The following is a 19555-nucleotide window of genomic DNA, read 5'->3' as shown; positions in this document are numbered from 1 at the left end:
CGGCAACCGGCCTGGGGCATGATGGAGGGCGTGAGTAGCACGACGACGCAAACCATTGAACGCCCTGATTTGGAGGAAGACACCAGGTCATCGACCGGAGGTGATGAGCCGAAGTTCTTCCACTACGTCAAAAAGGACAAGATCGTGGACTCTGCCGTCAATGGCCGAATGGTCGTAGCCCTGTGCGGTGAGACCTTCCCGGTGACCAAGTCGGCAAAGCCCGGTTCGCCGGTGTGCCCTGACTGCGAACGGATCTACAAGGGCCTGCGCAAGCGGTGAGCCCCACGACGCGCCCGAACCTGCGAGCCTGGCAGCAGGAAGCACTCACGTCGTTTTTGGACCATCGCCCCAGGGACTTCATGGCGGTGGCAACGCCCGGAGCCGGTAAGACTACGTTTGCGCTCACGCTGGCGCGCACGCTTCTCGACGATCGCAGCGTCGAGCGGGTCATCGTCGTCGTGCCCACTGAGCACCTGAAGGTTCAGTGGTCCGAGGCGGCCGGGGCTCGCTTTGGCATGTCTTTGGACCCCCACTTCACCAACTCGTCTGCGGTGAACCCGGCGTACGACGGCGTGGTGGTGACCTACGCCCAGGTAGGCATGCACCCGTTCAAACATCGGGCGGTTGCCTCTGCGCGTCGCACGCTGGTGATTCTGGATGAGATCCACCACGCCGGCGATGCCAAGAGCTGGGGTGACGGAGTCCGCGAGGCTTATGACGATGTGCGCCACCGCCTGGCGCTGACGGGTACGCCCTTCCGCTCCGACGATTCTCCGATCCCGTTCGTGCGCTATGAGGAAGATGGGGAGGGGCATCAGGTCTCTCGCTCCGACTACACCTACGGGTATTCGGAGGCGCTTCGCGACGGCGTGGTGCGCCCGGTGGTATTCCTGGCCTACTCGGGTCAAGCGCGTTGGCGAGACAGTGCCGGCGACGAGTATGAAGCGCGATTGGGTGAGCCTCTCAATGCCGAGCAGACCGCGCGTGCCTGGAAGACTGCGCTCGACCCCAAGGGTGAGTGGATTCCCGCCGTGTTGCAGGGAGCGCATACCCGCCTTGAGCAGGTGCGGCGCAACATGCCCGATGCCGGCGGCCTGGTCATTGCCTCTGACACCAAGACCGCCCGCGCATACGCCAAACACCTAGAAAAGCTCAGCTCCACTCCCGTGGCGGTGGTGCTTTCCGACGAGCCCGGTTCCTCCGAGCGCATTAAGCAGTTCTCCGATTCCACGGACGAGTGGATGGTGGCGGTGCGCATGGTCTCCGAGGGCGTGGACGTTCCCCGCCTGGCCGTGGGTGTGTATGCCACCTCGGCCTCGACTCCGCTGTTTTTTGCCCAGGCAATCGGGCGATTTGTGCGCTCGCGGATGCCTGGCGAAACCGCCAGTGTGTTCTTGCCCTCCGTGCCGGTCCTTCTTGGACTTGCAGAGAACTTGGAGAAGCAGCGCGACCACATTCTGGGTAAGCCTGATCGCCCCAAGGAGGGGTGGGACGACGACCTGCTGGCCGATGCCAACAAAACGCAGAACGAACCCGATGAGCCGTCGAGCTACGAGTCCATTGGCGCTATTGCGGAATTGGATTCCCTCATCTACGACGGCTCGACATATGGCACGGGAACGCTGGCCGGATCCACCGAGGAGCAGGACTATTTGGGATTGCCTGGGTTGCTTGACGCCGACCAGGTGAAGGCCTTGCTGCGCAAGCGTCAGGAGGCTCAGCTCGACGCCCGGGAGGAGCAGGAGCGGGCCCGTAAGGAGAAAGAGGCCGCGGAGGCCAAGCGGCAAGAGATCTACGGCATCAAGCCCGCGTCGAAGTCGACGAGTACTTCGGATGAAGTGGCCAGCGAGGAGATTCCTCGTTTGCGCAAGGAATTGAACACGATTGTGTCCGTTGTGGCGGGCCGGACTGGACGGCCTCACGGTGCTGTGCATACGGAAGCACGCAAGGCCTGCGGAGGCCCGCCCACTGCCTTGTGTTCCGCTGAACAGCTGCGAGACCGGATCGCATACTTGCGAAGCTGGTAGCCTCGTCCAGGTACGTGCCAAAAACCTGACACAAGGGGCTGAATAACCCATGAGTACGCCAAACAACGGTGGTCTTAACCCATTCGACGGCAACAAGGACTTCGGAGCCTCCAACTCCGAGCCGGCCGCTGCCAACCCCGTATCGTCTTACCCTGGCGCGGGCACCCCAGCTCCGCAGGGCGAGCCCGGTTACGCCGGATACACCACCCCGGACTACGGCACGCCGCAGTTCACCGGTGATGTGCCGGTGCGCAAGAATGGGCTGGCTCTGGCCGCCCTGATCCTTGGCCTGGTCGGATTTGTTCTGATGCTCCTATTCATCGGTCTGATCGGCATCAGCCCGCTCCTGGGCCTGATCGGCCTCATCCTCGGTATTGTTGCCTTGGTCAAGGCCAAGAACTACACCGAGGGATACAAGCGTAAGGGCATGGCCATTACCGGCATCGTGTTCTCGGTGCTTACCCTGGTCGCTTCCGCGCTTCTCTACGCGCTCTTCGGCGCTGTGCTGTCCATCCCCGGAATCATGGACTGCATGAGCCTGCAGGATTCCGCAGCGATCGAACAGTGCGTGACCAACACGATGGAAAATCAGACCACGTAACGCATGACCTCGCCTAACACATCAGGCCCCCGGATCGTCGCTCCCGACGTAGCCCGGGGTCTTGCTTTATTGGGAATCGCCTGGGCCAACGTGTCCACCGGTTGGAACACCAGCGTCGATATGCCTGCTATCGCCTACGGCGGAGTGGTCGATGGCAGCGTGGTGGACAAGATCTTCGTGGTGCTTTCTGCGATGTTTGCCCACGTGCGCGGTTTGCCGATGTTCACCACGCTGCTGGGTTTTGGCATCGGTCTAATCACCATGAGCCAGTGGCGCAAGGGATCGTCTTACGAAACGGCCCGTTCGATGCTGTGGCGTAGGTACGGCTGGCTGGCCGCCTTCGGAGCGGTGCACTGCATCTTCTTCTTTTATGGCGACATCATGCTGGTCTACGGATTGCTTGCCCTCGTGCTCATAGCGATGCTCAAACTCAAGAACAAGACTCTGCTAGTGATCGCCGCGATCCTCTACGCGGTCAACATCCTGTGGTGGGGTGTCCTAGCATTGCTTTCTTTGAAGTTTGACGGCATGAACGAGATTCTGAGCATGGAGATGACCTCCTCGCAGACCTACCTGGGATACCTGGGTACCGGGCTGGCCACTGCACTGCTCTCACCCTTTACTGCGTTCTCGGCGATGTGGAGCCTTCTGCCGTTAATGATTCTGGGTTTTGTGGCAGCTCGACTCGGCGTGCATCGCGACGTCGCCAAGTATGCCAAGACGTTGCGGCTTCTGGTCGCCCTGACCATTGCCGTAATTCTTCTTGTCGGTCTGCCGCTGGGCCTGGGGGCGATTGGTGTTATGCCACAAGCTGTGGGCCTCTTCGAGGGGTTCAACCAGGCCTTTGGCTACTTGACCGGGCCCGGTATCGCCGCGGGAGTGCTCCTAGCGTGCCAAGGTCTACAACAGCGTGCAGAAGATGGGGCGACTTTCTCCTGGCCGCTGCGCGCAGTTATTGCTTTGGGCAAGCGGTCGATGTCGGGTTACCTTGCCCAATCTGTTCTGTTCCTTACTTTGACCCAGAGCTTTACGCTCAACCTGCTGCATGAGCAAGGCGCTGCGATGAAGTTCTGCTTTGCCGCTGCGGTGTGGGTAGTGACTCTCGTCTGCGCGGCGCTGTTAGAAGCGGCAGGTAAGCCGGGCCCCTTTGAGAAGCTCCATCGCCGTTTGAGCTACGGGCGGATCGCTGCCTAGCCTGAGCTCCAACAGCTAAAAAACCAAACACAAACAATGCCCCGGCATCGCTTAGCGAACCGGGGCATTACCTGTCCTGTTTAGGCGGGCAAGGCTTTAGAAGAGTGCAGCCTGCAGCGTCGGCCAGGAGTCTTCCACTGCCCGGGAGAACACACCCCACTGGTGGGTACCGGTGGGGTAGTACTTCGTCTCCGGATTAGCACCCGCGGACTTCAGGCGTAGATCGAAGGCGTGGGTGCAGAGGTTTGCGGGGAAGTCGATGAGTCCACCGGCGATGACGAAGTTCTCTGCTGCTTCCTTGTTGCCGGGGAACATCGGGTTGGTAGTGGTCAGGGACTCCGCACCAGCCAGACCACTCGGGGCAGAGAGGAACAGCTTGAAGTCTTCACCCTGGTGCTGTGGCGTGAACTTTTCTGGGTTCTTCATCGGATCGTTGTAGCGGGCGTATTCACCGGTGGGATCACCGAACATGTTGACGTACTTCGAACCGTCCTCGGCACGACTGAGAACCTGATCCACGGCGAGCTTGCCGATCGTGGAGCTGGTCGAAGCACAGCCCGAGATAGAGGCGACGCCGTTGTACAGGCCAGGGTTGTGCTGAGCAGCGTTGAGGACCGAGGTAGCGGACATGGAAACACCCATGATCGCGCGCTTGCCGTTAGCCTTCAGCTCGGACTCCAGCGGGCCGGGAAGCTCGCGGGTCAAGAAAGTTTCCCACTGTCGCTTGTTCTGCTCGTCAGTGTTCTGGTCGCTCTTAATCCAGTCGGCGTAGTAAGAGAACGCACCGGTCAACGGCATGACGACGTTGATGCCCTTGTCGCTGTAGAAATCGATGGCGTTGGTATTGGCAAACCAACCGTCACCAGCATCCAAACCATTGAGGGCGTACAGGGTCGGGGCGTTATCGCGCTTCGCCGGGTCCTTGGGGCGAATAATGAGGAAGGGCACGACAGCGTCCATGGATGGAGAGTACGCCCAGGCGTTTACCACGTTGTCATGGTCAGCCACGTGATGCTGGAAGTATGCGAGCTGCTCCTCATATCCGGGTGCCATCTCGCCGACCTTGACCTTGGCTGGCTGAGCCTTCGGGCGGTCTGCCGGATCCATCTGCGGGCCACCGGTCGGGGCGCTGGACTGCGTCCAGCTGTTGGTTTGCAGGAGGGTGGTTAGCGCCTCACTGCTCATTTGCGCAAGGCTCTGTTGTGCGTCGACCTTCTCTCCAGGAGCAACGGCGCCCTCGACCGGATCGGCCGGGGTGGGGCTTACCTCGTTATCCACTGAATTGTCGACGGCGAAAGCAGGAACAGTGGTCAGCGAAAGCAAGAGAGTTGCCGCCGATGCTGCAGCGCCAACCTTGGCACTGGTAGACCTGCGTGAGCGAATAGACATACAGAACCTCATCAGACTATAGAAAACACATTCCAACTCTATTGAGGAAGCTGGAATGCGACGAGAGCAAAGTGAGTGCTCCACGTAGCCGTAAGCGATCTCACCGATTGCTATGAACTTTACCTAATGGATCGTCCCGTTCAGCAATAGTGTTTCATGCCCTCAGATCGGCAAGGCGTGACTAGGAAGAATGATGCTGGTTCGGGTAAGATCCCAACAATTCGTGCACACATAGGCGTCGCCACTCCCCGGTGAGATCGCCTCCAGTGTGCGAGCAGATTGCCGACTCAACCAAGGAGAAGACGTCTACTATGCAATCCTCCCTCGCTAATTCTTTCGACCCGCAGATTTGGGATCCGATCATCATTGCCATCACCAACATCGCTGGGCCGATCCACCAGGTTCTTTCGCCTGTGTACGCACTGGGGCTGATGTCTTCCGGTCTGCTCTAAAGAGGGGCGAAAACGAGAAAAGTCGGTCCGTGCCACAGTCCAATCGGAGGTGGGGACCGACTTTCGTCGTATAAGCGACCGACTAGTCCAGGTAGTCGCGCAGAACCTGAGAACGAGACGGGTGCCGCAGCTTAGACATCGTCTTGGACTCGATCTGGCGGATGCGCTCTCGGGTCACGCCGTAAACCTGACCAATCTCGTCTAAAGTACGCGGCATTCCATCGGTCAGGCCGAAGCGAAGGCGAACGACTCCGGCCTCACGCTCGGAAAGGGTAGTCAGCACATCCTGCAGCTGATCCTGCAACAGGGTGAAGGACACCGCGTCGACGGCCACGACGGCCTCCGAGTCCTCAATGAAATCACCGAGCTGGCTGTCTCCTTCATCACCGATCGTCTGGTCAAGGGAGATGGGCTCACGCGCGTACTGCTGGATCTCGAGGACCTTTTCCTCGGTGATGTCCATCTCCTTGGCCAGCTCCTGCGGAGTGGGCTCACGACCCAGATCCTGGAGTAGCTCGCGCTGAATGCGGCCAAGCTTGTTGATGACCTCCACCATGTGCACAGGAATACGAATGGTGCGGGCCTGATCAGCCATTGCGCGGGTAATCGCCTGACGGATCCACCAGGTCGCATACGTGGAGAACTTGTAGCCCTTGGAGTAGTCGAACTTCTCCACGGCGCGAATCAAGCCCAGGTTGCCTTCCTGAATGAGGTCAAGGAAAGCCATACCGCGACCTGTGTAGCGCTTGGCCAGCGAGACCACCAGACGGAGGTTTGCCTCCATGAGGTGGTTCTTAGCCTTGCGTCCGTCGCGCGAAACGTTCTTCAGGTCACGCTTGAAAGCAGGGGAGAGCTTGGCGTCCTTGTCCCCGGCGTCCAGGGCACGCGCCATCTCATCGAGTCGGTGCTGGGCGTACAAGCCCGCCTCGATGCGCTTAGCCAAGGAGACCTCTTCCTCGGCATTGAGCAGGGCAACCTTGCCGATCTGCTTCAGGTAAGCCCGCACAGAGTCAGCAGAGGCGGTGAGTTGGGCGTCCTTACGAGCCTGCCGTAGGGCTGCGGACTCGTCCTCGTCCCAGACCGAGGAGCCGGACTCGTCCTCTTCGTCCTCGCTCTCCTCGTCGTCTTCGTCCTCATCCTCGTCAACGTCGAGGTCAGACTCGTCGTCATCGACGTCGAGATCGTCGTCCTCGTCGATGTCCATGAGGTCGTTATCGAGGTCGTCGTCGAAGACGTCGTCGTCCTCCGAAGCATCAAGATCTACATCGTCAGACTGGTTATCAGTGAGATCGTCCTTGTCGGCGGCATCGGCCGCAACCTGGGTGGTTTCGTCTTCCTCTACTGCTGCTTCTGCCTTTTTGGAGGCCTTCTTGGTGGTTTTCTTGGCAGCAGACTTTCGCGTGGTCTTTTTCGCAGCCTTCTTGGCGGTCTTCTTCGTTGTCTTCTTGGCGGGAGCCTCTGCGCTCTCTTCGGAAGAATCCTCGGCCGGAGCCTCCTGAGCGGCAGCCGGAGCGGCCTTGCGGGTGGCCTTACGGGCGGTCTTCTTTGCCGCCTTCTTGGCGGTCTTCTTCGTTGCCTTCTTGGCGGGAGCCTCCGCGCTCTCCTCAGAAGAAACTTCTGCCGGAGCCTCCTGAGCAGCAGCCGGAGCGGCCTTGCGGGTGACCTTACGGGCAGTCTTCTTTGCCGCCTTCTTGGCCGTCTTCTTCACGGGAGCTTCAGTGGTCTCTGGGGTGCTCTCTACATCTGCAGCAGGCGTTGTTTCAGCAGTTGCGGCAGGTGTGGCCTTGCGGGTTGCCTTTCGGGCAGACTTCTTGGCGGCCTTCTTGGCCGTCTTCTTCACGGGTGCAGATTCGGGCGCGTCGTTGGGAGTGCCCAAGGTTGCTTCGTCAGAAGATTCAGTGGCTGCCACGTAAGACCTTTCGCTCAACGCTTAAAGTGCGGATCGTACCTGTATAGCCAGACGCGTAGACGCTGGCCGGGTGTTACAACGATGGCTAGCCGAATCTATTCTATCGGCCGGCACATTGTCGTTTTGTACGGCTATCGCGCGATTATAACGCGATTCCAATTTTGCCGGCGGCGTCAGGGGGTCACGCGACCGGCTGCGGCCAGGGCTGCGCCCACAATTCCTGCTCGGTTGAGCAGCTGAGCCGGCAACACAGGCGTGTCTACCTCCAGGCGGGGCACCCACTTTTCGTGCTCACGCGAGATCCCGCCACCGACCACAAACTGAGTTGGGTTGATGAGGCGTTCATACTCTTGCAGCACCGTGGTGACGCGCTTGGACCACTTTTTATAACTGAGCTCTTCTCGATCTTTGGCTGCAGAGGATGCGATCTTCTCTGCCTCTTCGCCCTCGACGATGAGATGTCCGAGTTCGGTATTGGGTACCAAAGTGCCGTCGATAAGCAAAGCAGAACCAATACCGGTGCCGAATGTGAGAAAGAGCGTCGTACCGGTGCGGGCCTCCGGGAGGCCAAACTCGACCTCAGCGAGGCCAGCTGCGTCGGCATCATTGAGAACCGCGATAGTGGGGTCCGGAAGATGCCGAGCCAACAGCTCGTTCACGTTGGTCCCGATCCATTCCTTATCGATGTTCGCAGCGCTGCGTGCCACCTGATCTTGAATGACCGCAGGCAGGGTGACACCGATTTCGCCCTGGTAGTCGAAATGCTCGACGATCTCCTTGATGACCTCCGCCACAGCCTCAGGCGTGGACTTCTTGGGAGTCTTAATCTTGTGGCGCTCCGTGGAAAATTCTCCGGTTTGTAGATCAACCACGGCGCCCTTGATTCCGGAACCGCCTACATCGATGCCCAGTGCGTGCGTGCTCATGGTGACTCATCCTACCGGGCAGGCACAATGGGAGCTATGACACCTCATGCTCACGACAACGTGGAACTGCAGAAGCTGGCGGAAGCAATTGTCAGCGAGGCCGCGGAACTCATCCGCAATCGCCGGGCAGAATTGCTCGAGCAGGCCGCTATCAGCCAGTTCGCTATGACGAAGTCCAGCCCGGTTGATCCGGTCACGATCGTGGACACGGCAGCCGAGGACTTCATCGCGCAGCGTTTGGCACAGCTGCGTCCAGAGGATGGAATCATCGGGGAGGAAGGCTCTGGCCAGCACGGGCGATCATCGGTGACGTGGATCGTCGACCCGATCGATGGAACGGTCAACTTTATCTATGGCATCCCCATGTTCGCGGTATCTCTCGCAGCGGCTATCGACGGTCGGGTTGTCGCCGGAGCGGTGATCAATGTGACGAACGGCGAGCTTTATTCTGCCGCTCGCGGTCACGGCGCGGTGCTGAAAGCGGGGGAGCAGTGTCGCAGATTAGAGGTCAACGGCATCACGGATCTGGAGCAGACCTTGCTTGCTACTGGATTTGCTTACGACGCTCGTCGACGCGCCGTGCAGGGCGAGCTGGTGGCTCAGCTCCTACCACGAGTGCGCGATATACGGCGCCTGGGATCAGCCGCGCTCGATCTATGTCACGTGGCAGCGGGACGAGTAGATGCTTATTACGAGCACGGCATCAACTGCTGGGATTACGCTGCCGGAGCGCTGATCGCTGAGGAAGCGGGTGCGCGAGTTCGGACTCCAGCCCTCTCTGTGCCCGGCAGTGAAGGGGCGGTTGTGTTGGCCGCTGCCCCAGAAGTTTTCGACGACGTGGCTGAGCTGTTGGATCGGACGGGAAGCCTGGGTAACATTCGCTCCTAATGGGTATTGACCAGGCAAAATGTTAAATGTCTGGGAGAATGTGGACACGGCACATGTATATCGTTTAGGATGCGCCTCGTTCACCGCATTGTGCCAGGTGCAGCCCCGGGATAGCTGTCTACAACGGGTAAGCGCTTACATCCGCACAACGGTTACTCGTTACCCACCCGTCAACGCATCACCCTGAGGACAACGCACATGGCTACCGACTACGACGCTCCCCGCCGCCGCGCGGAAGACGACATTGAGACCGATTCCCTCGAGGGACTCAAGGCTGCCGAGAGCCCGTCGAACGGTATGGACGACGACGGAGAGATCGTCGAAGCTTTCGAGCCGCCGAGCGTTGACCTGACGAACGAGGAACTCAACGTCACCGTCGTTCCCCGCCAGCAAGACGAGTTCACCTGCTCCAGCTGCTTCCTAGTGCAGAAGCAAAAGCGCATGTCCCACGAAGAGGGCGGTCAGCCCATCTGCCTCGACTGCGCATAGATCCGAAGAATCACACCCGGGGAAGGTGGGATACCGCCTTCTCAGCCTGATCGGGCACAAAGGCCTCCAGTAGCTTCTCTGGCTGTCGCGTAGATACCAGCCAGTACGGGGTGGGGTCCTCCGGGTCGTCGAGGACGATCATCACCATCTCCGGGATCCAACCGTGGGAGGCCACAAAGGCCGCCGGGTCGAGCTGCCGGCCCATGGCGTTTCGCTTGGCAGACTCGGGGACTGCCAAAGACCGGGCAACAGCGTCCGCTGGCAGCGTTGCCTGGCCGACGATGAGCCAGCGAGATCCGTCAGGGTCACGTTCCACGCGCACTATGGTGGAGGACCACCAGAGCAGAACCCACACAGCAAGGGCGCCGAGCACGATGGCCGGAATGATCATCCACCAGATGGAACGGTTGAGCGCCAATTGCGCGGTCGTCAGCGCTACCAGGCCCGCGGCTAGCAACCACCAATAAGCGGGCACCCACTGGCGCTCGCGAAAGAGGACTTCGGTTCCCTTCTGGCTATTACTCACGTCTGGTGACTCTAGTCCATCCAAAGATGTAGACCCGAACCCCCTTGGATAGTCTAAGGCGTGTGATCAAGCCCAACGTATCTTCCTCCCTAGCTCCTGTCGGCGATGTCAAGGTCAAGCGCCTGATCCCCGACGCCATTATTCCCACTCGCTCGCACCCGGACGACGCCGGAGTGGATCTCTCCTGCACCGAAGACGTCATCCTGGCTCCTGGGGAACGCGCCTTGGTGGGGACCGGAATCGCCGTGGCGCTGCCGGTCGGCACGGTGGGGCTGGTGCACCCGCGCTCCGGCCTGGCGCACAAGCATGGACTGAGCATGGTCAACGCCCCGGGGACAATTGATGCTGGCTACCGAGGTGAGCTGAAAGTCAACCTCATCAACTTGGACCCGCAGGAGACCATCCGTCTACCGCGCGGCTCGCGCATCGCCCAGCTCGTTGTGCAGCGGGTGGAACTGTGTGACTTCATCGTCGTCGACGAGCTCGACGAAACAGCTCGCGGTGCCGCCGGGCACGGTTCGACCGGAACCGACGCGCGTGCGTAGGCGAGCTGCATAGATCAGCCGCATACACCAGCACTGCGCACCCAGGTGCGTACAGTGGACCTTTGATACGCCCGCAAAGCATTTTTTAAGAAAGGGTGAGTGGAAACATGCCCATGTGGCCATTCGGCAAGAAGAACCAGGACGCGCCGGTTCAGCCCGCGGAAGAACTTCCCGTTGATCAGCCCGAGCAGCCTGTAGGGGATGAGCCGGTTTCTGGCCCATTCGACGGCGCAGAATTCAATATCGAGGAGTTCGACTTCTCCGAGTTCTCTACCGGTGTGCTGAACCTGGGGTCAATGAAGCTTCCCCTGCCCAAGGGAAGCCAGGTTCAGGTGGAGATGGGCGAGCAGGGCCCGCGCATGCTGCACATCGTCACTGAGTCAGGCCGCATCACGCCGGTAGCCTTCGCGGCACCCACCGCTGGAGGCCAGTGGGAGGAGGCAAGCGAGGAGATCTGCGAGGGAATGAATCGCGATGGCCTGGCCGCTGAGTTTGTCGATGGTCCCTTTGGCAAGGAGATCGTGGGCGAAGCCGGTGGCAATGTCATGCGGGTACTCGGCGCCGACGGATCCCGGTGGATGCTGCGCTTTACCCTGGCCTCCCCGGCCGAGAAGGCCGATCAGCTGGCGGAGACGGCCCGCAAGCTCATGGCCTGCACCTTTGTTTACCGAGGTACCGACCCGATGCTGGCTGGCACCTCGCTTCCGGTCGCTTTGCCGGCCCCGTTGGTTGCTCAGGTGCAGCAGGCCATGCAGCAGCGCCAGAACGAAGCCCAAGCACAGCGCCAGTATGACGAGCAGGCGCTGGACGAGGCCGCCGAGGCCTTGCGTCAGGTGGGCAATCCTGGTGCGCAGCGCAATCAGCAGACCGAGGACAAGTAAGTGTCCACTGATGTTGTGGCCCTGAGCGTGGGCGATCGGATTACGTGTGAGATCACCCGGATGGCACACGGGGGAGAGGGCATTGGCCACGCAGACGATGGCCGCGTGGTCTTTGTCGCCGACGCCTTTCCTGGCGACACCGTGGACGTCACGCTTACCCAAGTGAAAAAGAAGTTCCTGCGTGGGCAGAGTGTGGGCGTCGTCAAGCCCTCGCAGCTGCGTGGACCGTCCCGATGCGCTGCTGCCGATGCCGGGGCAGGGTGCTGCGACTTTCACCACCTGCGTGAAGACGCCGAGCTGGAGATCAAGAAAGACATCCTGCTCGGTCAGCTTTCGCGGGTGGCCTCTCCGGACTCATTGCCGCAGGTTGAATCGCGGACGTTGCAGCCCACTCAGGGATGGCGCACGCGGGTCCGCCTTGGTGTGGACGCCCAGGGGCGTGCTGGTTTCCGCCGGCGGGGTTCGCGTGACATTGTCGCCGGTCAGCCCTGCTCTCAGGTCGCAGATGGTGTGCTGGATGGTGTCGTTGACGCGACTAGTGGCTCCTTTGCACCGGGTGCCGAGCTCGTCGCGGTGCGAGACAGCCAGGGGCGCCGCCACCTTGCCCAAACCGCCAAGGCCTCGCGAGGTCGCCGGGTGGAAACGGTGACCACCACCCTGGAAGGGCCGGGTGAAGTCACCGAAAAGGTGGGGGAGCTTGAGTTCCGCTTCCCGCCGACGGCCTTCTGGCAAGCTCATGTCGCAGCGCCTGCGGAATACTGCCGGGTCATCGAACAAGCACTCGACGGCATCCAGGGAGCCACAGCCTGGGACCTCTACGGCGGGGTGGGTCTGTTCGCTCCGGTACTCGCCAAGTTCTGCGAGCAGGTCGTTTCCGTGGACTACTCCGATGCCGCGGATACCGCCCAGCCGGCGCTCGAGGGGCTGAACGTGCGGCACCTCAACTCGCGGGTGGATGGTGCGATTGCCCAGCTGCCTGCCCCTGATGTGGTCGTCCTCGACCCACCACGCACGGGAGCTGGCCACAAGGTCATTTCTGATGTTGCGGCTGCACAGCCCAGACGCGTGGTCCATATCGGGTGCGATCCGGCCACGTTCTCCCGAGATCTGGGTTACTGGCTCGAGGCGGGGTACTCCTGCACGGAAATGGTGCTTATCGACGCCTTTCCGGGCACCCACCACTTCGAGGTCATCTCCGTTTTCGAGCGGTAGATTGCCGGGCTCGCAATGCTGAAAGGTAGCATTGCGAGAAGCTTATTTTTAGATTCACACAACACTGAGTGGTTTGAGCGCGGAAGGAATGGAGAATGTCGATCCTGGACTCGATTGGCTCACCGAAGGACCTCAAGGCCCTTCCTTCTGACCGCCTCGAGGACCTGGCACAGGAAATTAGGGATTTTCTGGTGCACAAGGTGGCCGTCACCGGCGGGCACCTTGGGCCCAACCTGGGCGTGGTCGAACTGACCATGGCGCTGCACCGGGTTTTTGATTCCCCGCACGATCCCATCGTGTTTGATACCTCCCACCAGTCGTATGTGCACAAGATTTTGACTGGGCGAGCAGGCCAGTTTGATACCTTGCGCCAGCGCGGGGGACTGTCGGGCTACACCGACCGTGGGGAATCTGAGCACGACTGGACCGAGTCCTCCCACGCCTCCGCGGCGCTGTCCTATGCGGATGGCCTGGCCAAGGGGATGGACCTGGCGGGCCAGGGGGATCGCAATGCGGTAGCCGTGGTGGGCGATGGTGCCCTGACTGGTGGCATGTGCTGGGAGGCACTGAACAACATTGCTGGGGGAGAGCGCAATGTGGTGATTGTGGTCAACGACAACGGCCGCAGCTATTCCCCGACCATTGGCGGTATGGCCGCCAACTTGGCGTCGATTCGCATGCAGCACGGTTACGACGAGCTCATGGAGTCGGGCAAGAAGCGCCTCAAGCAGCTGGGCTGGGTCGGTGCGCGCACCTTTGAGGCGCTCGCGGCCGTCAAGGAGGGCGTGAAGTCGCAGGTGCTGCCCACCGAGATGTTCTCGGATCTGGGCTTGAAGTACGTGGGCCCGGTCAACGGGCACGACATTAAAGCCTTGGAAAAGGCACTGGTGTATGCCCGTGACTTCGACGGGCCGATCATCGTGCACGCGGTCACGGAAAAGGGGCACGGGTTCGCTCCGGCAGTCAACCACGTGGCCGACCAAATGCACTCGACCGGGGCGATCGATCCGCTGACCGGAGAACCCACCAAGCAAGCCTCACGTGGGTGGACGGACATCTTTGCCGACGAGATGGTCGCACTTGGGCATCAGCGTGACGACGTTGTGGCCATCACTGCTGCGATGGCCGGACCTACCGGACTGCAGGACTTTGCCGATGCCTTCCCGGAGCGCTTCTACGACGTAGGAATCGCCGAGGCCCACGCCCTCACGTCGGCGGCCGGCCTGGCGATGACCGGCGTGCACCCCGTCGTGGCTCTCTACTCGACCTTCCTCAACCGAGCCTTTGACCAGTTGCTCATGGACGTGGGCCTGCTCAACTTGCCCGTCACTTTGATGCTGGATCGTTCCGGAGTTACTGGCTCGGATGGAGCCAGCCACAATGGCGTCTGGGATATGGCTATTTCCTCGATCGTTCCGGGGATTCACATCGCGGCCCCGCGCGATGGGGACACCCTGGTGGAGCTGTTCCACGAGGCGGTTGCCATCGAGACCGGGCCGAGCGTGGTGCGCTATCCCAAGGGATCCGTGGGAGCCACGGTGCCGGCGCTACGCCGTACCGAAGACGGTGTGGATGTCCTCTTCGAGCAGCCAGGCGAAGGTACAAAGGTCCTGGTGATAGCTACCGGTTCGCTGGCGCAGAACGCGGTGGAGGCAGCGCAAGCTGTCGCTGATACCGATGCGGAGCTGACAGTGGTCGATCCGCGCTGGGTATTCCCAATCCGTGACTCCATCGTGGAGCTTGCACGCTCGGCGGACCGTGTCATCGTGGTGGAAGACGGACTCGTTCGCGGCGGCATCGGCTCCGCGGTGTCCGAGGAACTGGATCTGCGCGGCATCACCACCCCGGTCACTCGCGCGGCATTCCCGCATATCTTCCCCAAGCACGCCTCCCGCAATGAGCTGCTGGCAGAAGTAGGCCTCGATACTGCGGGCTTGACCTCGACTATCCGCGGAGTGCTCTAGAGCGCGGTTTCAGCCTCCCGGAGGCAGGCAAAAATAATTCCGGCCACCGCATCGATCTGCCAGGCGCGTGCTCCAGCTCTTTCCAGGATCACTCGGATCCTGTTAACGGTCACAGGCCAGGCCCCCGCCGGCCCCGCGCACTCCCAGACAGCCTCACGGAGGATAGCCGGCTGAATGAGGTTTTCCACGGGGATGCGCACACTATCAGCCAAATCACTGAGCTGATCGCGCACGGCTGTCAGAACATCCCAGGAATGCGGGTCTACAGCCGGCCAGCTCGACTTCGACGGACAGTCGCTGTTTTTGGGCGGCAGGGACGTTTCCTGCCCGGGTACGACAGGCTCGCGCAAAGCCTTCTGAAGCGCGGCGCGATAGCGCGGCTTCACGTATCGCGGAAATACGTGCCGGCGCTGTCTCTCACTGAGCGCTATCTCGATCAGATCCTTACTCTTCAGGATCCTCTGGGGTGATAGGTCGTTCTTTCTTGCCAGGTTGTCCCGGGCGTCGAAAAGCGCGCGTGCCGTACCCAGCTGACGCGGGTCTCGCACCCGATGCACCCCCTTAAGCTGACCGAAGGTCGGGGGCTGAAGCGGGTGGGCGTGCTGGGCGAGGATGTGCGCGCACTCCTGCGCAAAGATGTCGAGCTTGCCGTCGAGATCGAGCTTTTCGACGAGCACCTCCGCCACATCGAGCAAGTACGCCACATCATCGGCTGCGTAGTCGAGCCAGCTGGGCGGCAGCGGCCGGCGAGACCAGTCCTCGGCACCATGCCCTTTGGCCAGATGGATGCCCAGCAGCTCCTCGTGCATCGCGGCGAGATTGACCTTGGGCATACCCAGCAGGCGACCGCCCAGCTCTGTGTCTACCAGTGTGCCTGGGCGCAGCCCGAGGCTGGCCAGGCACGGGAGATCAGAGGCAGCAGCGTGCACAACCCAGCACTGGCCGCTAAGAACTGGGCCGAGGATTGAGCGAAAGTCTTGGCGTTGACCTTCCGGATCGAAGAGAAAAACCCCGGCACCGCGCCGATGTACCTGCACAAGGAACGCGCGGTCGTCATAGCGGTAGCCGGAGGCACGCTCGGTGTCTACCGCAATAGGACCTGATCCTTGGGCCAGTAGACCTGCGGCCTCCTCGAAGCCCGCCGGGGTATTTACCAGCTGGAAGTGCCCAGGGCGCGGGAACATCTAGCGGCCGAGCTCCGTCACACCCACCGGCGGCAGGCCCGCGACGTTGGCCAGCACATGGGAGAACGCCTCCACGTGGGCCGCCAGCTCGACATCTTCCGCCGTCCAGCTGGCGCGCATTTCCAGCTGGTGGGCGCGTGGCGGGCCCCCGATTTCCCCGAAGCGCACGGAGGCGGTGGACGTTACTGTGCCTCCGAGGTTGGTAAAGCGCGCGCCACACTCGTGCAATCCCTCGTTGAGCCACTGCCACGCGACGTCGGGCAGCAAGGGATCTCCGGCAACCTCATCGTCCATGTCGGCCTGGATGTAGGCGACAAGGCGCATAGGTCCGTCCCAGGCGTCGTCGGCACCCGGGTCGTGCAGCAGGATCAAGCGGCCGAAGGCATCGCCTTGAGAATCCTCCGGGATTTGGCCCAAATCCTCATCAACTGCGTGGACCTCGAGTCCAACCGCATGGGAGAACGGGGCGAGGCGCTGGGGCGGACGAATCGTTCCCAGGGTCAGTTCAGCCCGGAGTGAGGCCTCGTGCATCGCTTCAACAGCACGAGTAAACGCGGGCGGGGTGCCGTTCTGATCGTCGGCGGAAGAAACGGCGCGCACCTGAGAAGAATCGGAGTTGCTCACGGGCGCCAAGGCTACTTTCAGGTGGCAGATTCACGGTGGAGGCGCGCCGGACACCCGGCGTTCCCGTAAACCGCATCTACAACTTATGATGGATGCGTTGTTAGATCGGTTGATGCGAAAGGACCGTGGGCTCCATGGCCAAACTTGATTACGAGAAACTCAATGCGGTGCAGCGCTACACCCAGTGGGTGACCTTCCGGGCTATCCCGGGAGCCCTTGGTAGCGAGCGCGAACAGATCATCGCGCAAGCCGAAGCATTCTTCTCCGAGCTGGAGGAAGCCGGCCAGGTGACCGTCCGTGGCATCTACGACATCTCGGGCATCCGCGCGGAAGCCGACATTATGATCTGGTGGCACGCCGAGGAGTTCGAGCAAATCCAGGACGCGCTTGCCCGCTTGCGACGAGACACCGTGCTGGGGCAGTGCCTGGAGATCGCCTGGATTGGCAACGGCCTGCACCGCCCGGCTGAGTTCAACAAGTCGCACCTGCCCAGCTTCATCATGGGAGAGGAACCGGGCGACTGGATCACCGTTTACCCGTTCATCCGCTCTTACGACTGGTACCTGCTCGAGCCAACGGATCGCCGCCGCATCCTGGCCGAGCACGGCCAGAACGCCCGGGCTTTCCCGGATGTGCGCGCCAACACGGTGCCGGCGTTCTCACTGGGCGACTACGAGTGGATGCTCGCCTTCGAGGCACCCGAGCTGCACCGCATCGTCGATCTCATGCACAAGATGCGCTACACGGAGGCTCGCTTGCACGTGCGCGAGGAGACGCCGTTCTTTAGCGGACGGCGCGTGGCAGGCATCCGCGAACTCATCGCGGTCCTTCCTTAAGAGGGATTAGTCCACCGGGCGCTCGTCGAGACGCAAACTGATCGAGTTGATGCAGTAGCGCAGGTCGGTGGGGGTCTGATAACCCTCGCCGGCGAAGACATGCCCCAGGTGGGACTCGCAATTCGCGCAGATGACCTCTGTGCGCACCATGCCGAGTGAGCGGTCCTCGCGTTCGATCACTTTGTCAGAATCGGCGGGGGAGAAGAATGACGGCCATCCGCAGTGAGACTCGAACTTCTCCGTGGAGCGGAATAGTTCGGTTCCGCAGGCGCGGCAGCAATACACACCTTCGGTGGTGGTGTTGGTGTATTCGCCCACCCCAGGCGGCTCGGTTCCAGCTTCCCGGAGCACGTGGTACTCCTCCGGCGTCAAGCGCTCGCGCCACTGCGCATCCGGGATCAGTTTGAAATCAGTCATGGGCAATCACTTTCTTGTCCGTGTGGGGTGGATGTAGTTTATCGCTTGCTTTTGGGCGGCTGATTGCCCAGGCAGCGATCGTCACCACGAGCATGAGCCAACCCATGGTGGGCAGGAAAAGCGTGAACCAGCGCCCCAGCGTCGGCCACTCATGAGTTGCCCAGTCCAGCGGTGCCAGGAACATGACTGCGGCGAGCCACGCCGGAGTGGTGTGGAAGGCGCTGGACGGGCGAAGCGCGGTGAACAAGGCTGGAATGAGCATTAGCGAGTAATACTGCTGTCCCAGGGAGGACAGGAGATACACGCCGGTGAGCACCAGGGTTGTGGTGGTGACTAGCCAGGTGAAGTCGTCGATACGCATCAAGCGCAGAAGCGCCAACCCGCCAAGGATGACACTGACCGCGACGACCACGGCGAGGGACCAAAAAACCACAGGGGGAGTGGCGAAGTAGGTGGTCAACCCAGGAAGCGACACGTTGGCATAATCGCGCGTGATCTTCAGGTAGGGCGCGACCTCGGTGAGGTACCCCTGTGCTCCGGGGATGATCGGCCAGGCAACGAGGTTGAGAACAGCAGGAACGAGGGCGGCCATGAGGGGTGTCTTCCAGCAGCGCTGCACAATCGGGATGACAGCCACGGGGGCGAACATCGGCTTGATTACGATGGCGAGCCCGAGAACGAGTCCGGCCGCTCCTCGACGGTTGCTAAGCCACAGCCAGTAGAAGCCAACGAGTGCGAGGAGCAAGAGCCCATTGATGTTGGAAAACACCAGGGTGCTGCGCACTGCCTCGGTGCAGAAGGCGACAACGATCGAAAGCGGGAAGAGCGCCCCGCTGAGCTTGTGACCGACGAGGCGAGTGAGAATAGCAAGGCTGGCAATAATCCCGGCAGCATTCGCGAGGATGAACAACCCGCGTGCCAGAGTGAAGTTGGTGATCATTCCCAGAGGTGCGAGCAGCAGCGTGGCGCCGGGGTTGTACAGGTAATGCGGGTCAACGTGATGGTAGACCTCGTTGTACACAGGGACTCCGTCAAGGAAGCGCCTGATCGCGGAGTAGACGGTAGTGAAGTCGTCGGTAGGGGAGCCCTCGACGGCCAAGACGGCAATGGCGTGGATGACGAGGGTCACTGCCAGGGGCCATGCGCCGACTCTGACTACCCGGCTGATGCTCGAAGCTGCTGGGGAACTCGTTAGAAGGGGAGTGCTCACCCTTGAACAGGCTAGTGGCAGGTAAGTGGGTTGGCGGCGAGGCCTGGCCGATTGTGCGGGGCGGTCGTGGTTTGGTGGGAGCGTGGTTTGGTGGGAGCGTGGTTTGGCGGGGGCGCGTGGTTTGGCGGGAGCGCGTGGTTTGGCGGGGCGCGTGGTTTGGCGGGGCGCGAAGCTTCTCGGAAGTGCAAATGATGACAGGACGGTGGATGTCAACCTGTTTGGAGTCACTGCACCCCCACAAGATTGATACCCACCTGCTCAGCAGGCCCAGCAGCAACCGG

At 61.3% G+C, this 19555-nt stretch carries 20 protein-coding genes; 12 read left to right on the top strand and 8 right to left on the bottom strand.

Going from position 1 to position 19555, the window contains the following annotated elements; translation table 11 throughout:
* Positions 1–21 precede the first annotated feature (21 nt).
* From FHE74_RS02270 to FHE74_RS02255, 4 genes are read left to right on the top strand one after another with little or no spacing between them, the layout of a single operon-like run.
* Complete coding sequence (locus tag FHE74_RS02270) at positions 22–279, top strand: DUF3039 domain-containing protein (protein WP_139464808.1); 258 nt, start codon at positions 22–24, stop codon at positions 277–279.
* The gene (locus tag FHE74_RS02265) at positions 276–2027 is read left to right on the top strand and encodes a DEAD/DEAH box helicase (protein WP_139464807.1); all 1752 of its coding nucleotides are present in this window, start codon (positions 276–278) and stop codon (positions 2025–2027) included. Before FHE74_RS02270 ends, FHE74_RS02265 begins: the two co-directional genes overlap by 4 nt.
* Positions 2028–2076: 49 nt before the next feature.
* Entirely contained in the window at positions 2077–2628 is a 552-nt protein-coding gene (locus tag FHE74_RS02260; RefSeq protein ID WP_139464806.1) for a hypothetical protein, read from the top strand.
* 3 nt (positions 2629–2631) lie between these two features.
* The gene (locus tag FHE74_RS02255) at positions 2632–3822 is read left to right on the top strand and encodes a DUF418 domain-containing protein (RefSeq protein ID WP_139464805.1); all 1191 of its coding nucleotides are present in this window, start codon (positions 2632–2634) and stop codon (positions 3820–3822) included.
* A 96-nt stretch (positions 3823–3918) separates the two neighbouring features.
* Here the strand turns inward: FHE74_RS02255 and FHE74_RS02250 are convergent, their stop codons facing one another.
* The gene (locus tag FHE74_RS02250) at positions 3919–5211 is read right to left on the bottom strand and encodes an alpha/beta hydrolase (protein WP_180339656.1); all 1293 of its coding nucleotides are present in this window, start codon (positions 5209–5211) and stop codon (positions 3919–3921) included.
* A gap of 311 nt (positions 5212–5522) precedes the next feature.
* Between FHE74_RS02250 and FHE74_RS10610 the strand changes: the two genes are divergently transcribed.
* Positions 5523–5663 (top strand): hypothetical protein, encoded by a 141-nt coding sequence (locus FHE74_RS10610; RefSeq protein ID WP_180339655.1) that lies wholly within the window; start codon positions 5523–5525, stop codon positions 5661–5663.
* Between the two features lie 82 nt (positions 5664–5745).
* Here the strand turns inward: FHE74_RS10610 and FHE74_RS02245 are convergent, their stop codons facing one another.
* Both FHE74_RS02245 and ppgK read right to left on the bottom strand, forming a co-directional pair.
* Positions 5746–7371 (bottom strand): RNA polymerase sigma factor, encoded by a 1626-nt coding sequence (locus FHE74_RS02245; protein ID WP_139465128.1) that lies wholly within the window; start codon positions 7369–7371, stop codon positions 5746–5748.
* A 374-nt stretch (positions 7372–7745) separates the two neighbouring features.
* Positions 7746–8498, bottom strand: a complete 753-nt coding sequence (gene ppgK, locus FHE74_RS02240; protein WP_139464803.1) for a polyphosphate--glucose phosphotransferase — start codon at positions 8496–8498, stop codon at positions 7746–7748.
* A gap of 36 nt (positions 8499–8534) precedes the next feature.
* Here ppgK and FHE74_RS02235 point away from each other — a divergent pair, with 36 nt between their 5' ends.
* Together FHE74_RS02235 and FHE74_RS02230 are read left to right on the top strand one after the other, a co-directional pair.
* Entirely contained in the window at positions 8535–9386 is an 852-nt protein-coding gene (locus FHE74_RS02235) for an inositol monophosphatase family protein (protein WP_139464802.1), read from the top strand.
* A gap of 198 nt (positions 9387–9584) precedes the next feature.
* Positions 9585–9875, top strand: a complete 291-nt coding sequence (locus FHE74_RS02230) for a DUF4193 domain-containing protein (protein ID WP_139464801.1) — start codon at positions 9585–9587, stop codon at positions 9873–9875.
* A gap of 10 nt (positions 9876–9885) precedes the next feature.
* On the opposite strand, the gene FHE74_RS02225 is transcribed toward FHE74_RS02230, so the two are convergent.
* Positions 9886–10401: a DUF3093 domain-containing protein gene (locus FHE74_RS02225; RefSeq protein WP_246049158.1), complete on the bottom strand. Its 516-nt coding sequence runs from the start codon at positions 10399–10401 to the stop codon at positions 9886–9888.
* A 62-nt stretch (positions 10402–10463) separates the two neighbouring features.
* Here FHE74_RS02225 and dut point away from each other — a divergent pair, with 62 nt between their 5' ends.
* From dut to dxs, 4 genes are all read left to right on the top strand, one after another.
* Positions 10464–10946, top strand: a complete 483-nt coding sequence (gene dut, locus FHE74_RS02220) for a dUTP diphosphatase (protein ID WP_246049157.1) — start codon at positions 10464–10466, stop codon at positions 10944–10946.
* 107 nt (positions 10947–11053) lie between these two features.
* Entirely contained in the window at positions 11054–11827 is a 774-nt protein-coding gene (locus FHE74_RS02215) for a DUF3710 domain-containing protein (protein ID WP_139464799.1), read from the top strand.
* The gene (locus FHE74_RS02210) at positions 11828–13039 is read left to right on the top strand and encodes a class I SAM-dependent RNA methyltransferase (protein ID WP_281279382.1); all 1212 of its coding nucleotides are present in this window, start codon (positions 11828–11830) and stop codon (positions 13037–13039) included.
* A gap of 95 nt (positions 13040–13134) precedes the next feature.
* Positions 13135–15003: a 1-deoxy-D-xylulose-5-phosphate synthase gene (gene dxs / locus FHE74_RS02205; protein ID WP_139464798.1), complete on the top strand. Its 1869-nt coding sequence runs from the start codon at positions 13135–13137 to the stop codon at positions 15001–15003.
* Here the strand turns inward: dxs and FHE74_RS02200 are convergent.
* Positions 15000–16187, bottom strand: coding sequence for an HRDC domain-containing protein (locus FHE74_RS02200; RefSeq protein WP_139464797.1), 1188 nt, complete (start codon positions 16185–16187; stop codon positions 15000–15002). The two genes, dxs and FHE74_RS02200, sit on opposite strands and share 4 nt — an antisense overlap.
* The gene (locus FHE74_RS02195; protein WP_246049156.1) at positions 16188–16811 is read right to left on the bottom strand and encodes a DUF3000 domain-containing protein; all 624 of its coding nucleotides are present in this window, start codon (positions 16809–16811) and stop codon (positions 16188–16190) included.
* Between the two features lie 134 nt (positions 16812–16945).
* Between FHE74_RS02195 and hemQ the strand changes: the two genes are divergently transcribed.
* Positions 16946–17647, top strand: coding sequence for a hydrogen peroxide-dependent heme synthase (gene hemQ, locus FHE74_RS02190; RefSeq protein ID WP_139464795.1), 702 nt, complete (start codon positions 16946–16948; stop codon positions 17645–17647).
* Positions 17648–17653: 6 nt separating this feature from the next.
* Here the strand turns inward: hemQ and msrB are convergent, their stop codons facing one another.
* Together msrB and FHE74_RS02180 are read right to left on the bottom strand one after the other, a co-directional pair.
* Positions 17654–18064 (bottom strand): peptide-methionine (R)-S-oxide reductase MsrB, encoded by a 411-nt coding sequence (msrB, locus tag FHE74_RS02185; protein ID WP_139464794.1) that lies wholly within the window; start codon positions 18062–18064, stop codon positions 17654–17656.
* Positions 18057–19274, bottom strand: a complete 1218-nt coding sequence (locus tag FHE74_RS02180) for a glycosyltransferase family 87 protein (RefSeq protein ID WP_246049155.1) — start codon at positions 19272–19274, stop codon at positions 18057–18059. The genes msrB and FHE74_RS02180 overlap by 8 nt, the downstream gene beginning before the upstream one ends.
* Positions 19275–19555: the final 281 nt, after the last annotated feature.

This window comes from Corynebacterium tapiri (genome assembly GCF_006334925.1).
Lineage (GTDB): Bacteria > Actinomycetota > Actinomycetes > Mycobacteriales > Mycobacteriaceae > Corynebacterium > Corynebacterium tapiri.
This window is presented reverse-complemented; position numbering and strand designations above follow the sequence as displayed.

Excerpts from the sequence above, each read along its gene's own strand:
- dxs (WP_139464798.1), top strand. The coding sequence starts at position 13,135 with ATGTCGATCCTGGACTCGATTGGCTCACCGAAGGACCTCAAGGCCCTT.
- FHE74_RS02215 (WP_139464799.1), top strand. The coding sequence starts at position 11,054 with ATGCCCATGTGGCCATTCGGCAAGAAGAACCAGGACGCGCCGGTTCAG.
- FHE74_RS02250 (WP_180339656.1), bottom strand. The coding sequence starts at position 5,211 with ATGTCTATTCGCTCACGCAGGTCTACCAGTGCCAAGGTTGGCGCTGCA.
- FHE74_RS10610 (WP_180339655.1), top strand. The coding sequence starts at position 5,523 with ATGCAATCCTCCCTCGCTAATTCTTTCGACCCGCAGATTTGGGATCCG.
- hemQ (WP_139464795.1), top strand. The coding sequence starts at position 16,946 with ATGGCCAAACTTGATTACGAGAAACTCAATGCGGTGCAGCGCTACACC.
- FHE74_RS02270 (WP_139464808.1), top strand. The coding sequence starts at position 22 with ATGGAGGGCGTGAGTAGCACGACGACGCAAACCATTGAACGCCCTGAT.
- FHE74_RS02235 (WP_139464802.1), top strand. The coding sequence starts at position 8,535 with ATGACACCTCATGCTCACGACAACGTGGAACTGCAGAAGCTGGCGGAA.
- ppgK (WP_139464803.1), bottom strand. The coding sequence starts at position 8,498 with ATGAGCACGCACGCACTGGGCATCGATGTAGGCGGTTCCGGAATCAAG.
- FHE74_RS02200 (WP_139464797.1), bottom strand. The coding sequence starts at position 16,187 with ATGTTCCCGCGCCCTGGGCACTTCCAGCTGGTAAATACCCCGGCGGGC.
- FHE74_RS02255 (WP_139464805.1), top strand. The coding sequence starts at position 2,632 with ATGACCTCGCCTAACACATCAGGCCCCCGGATCGTCGCTCCCGACGTA.
- FHE74_RS02230 (WP_139464801.1), top strand. The coding sequence starts at position 9,585 with ATGGCTACCGACTACGACGCTCCCCGCCGCCGCGCGGAAGACGACATT.
- FHE74_RS02260 (WP_139464806.1), top strand. The coding sequence starts at position 2,077 with ATGAGTACGCCAAACAACGGTGGTCTTAACCCATTCGACGGCAACAAG.
- msrB (WP_139464794.1), bottom strand. The coding sequence starts at position 18,064 with ATGACTGATTTCAAACTGATCCCGGATGCGCAGTGGCGCGAGCGCTTG.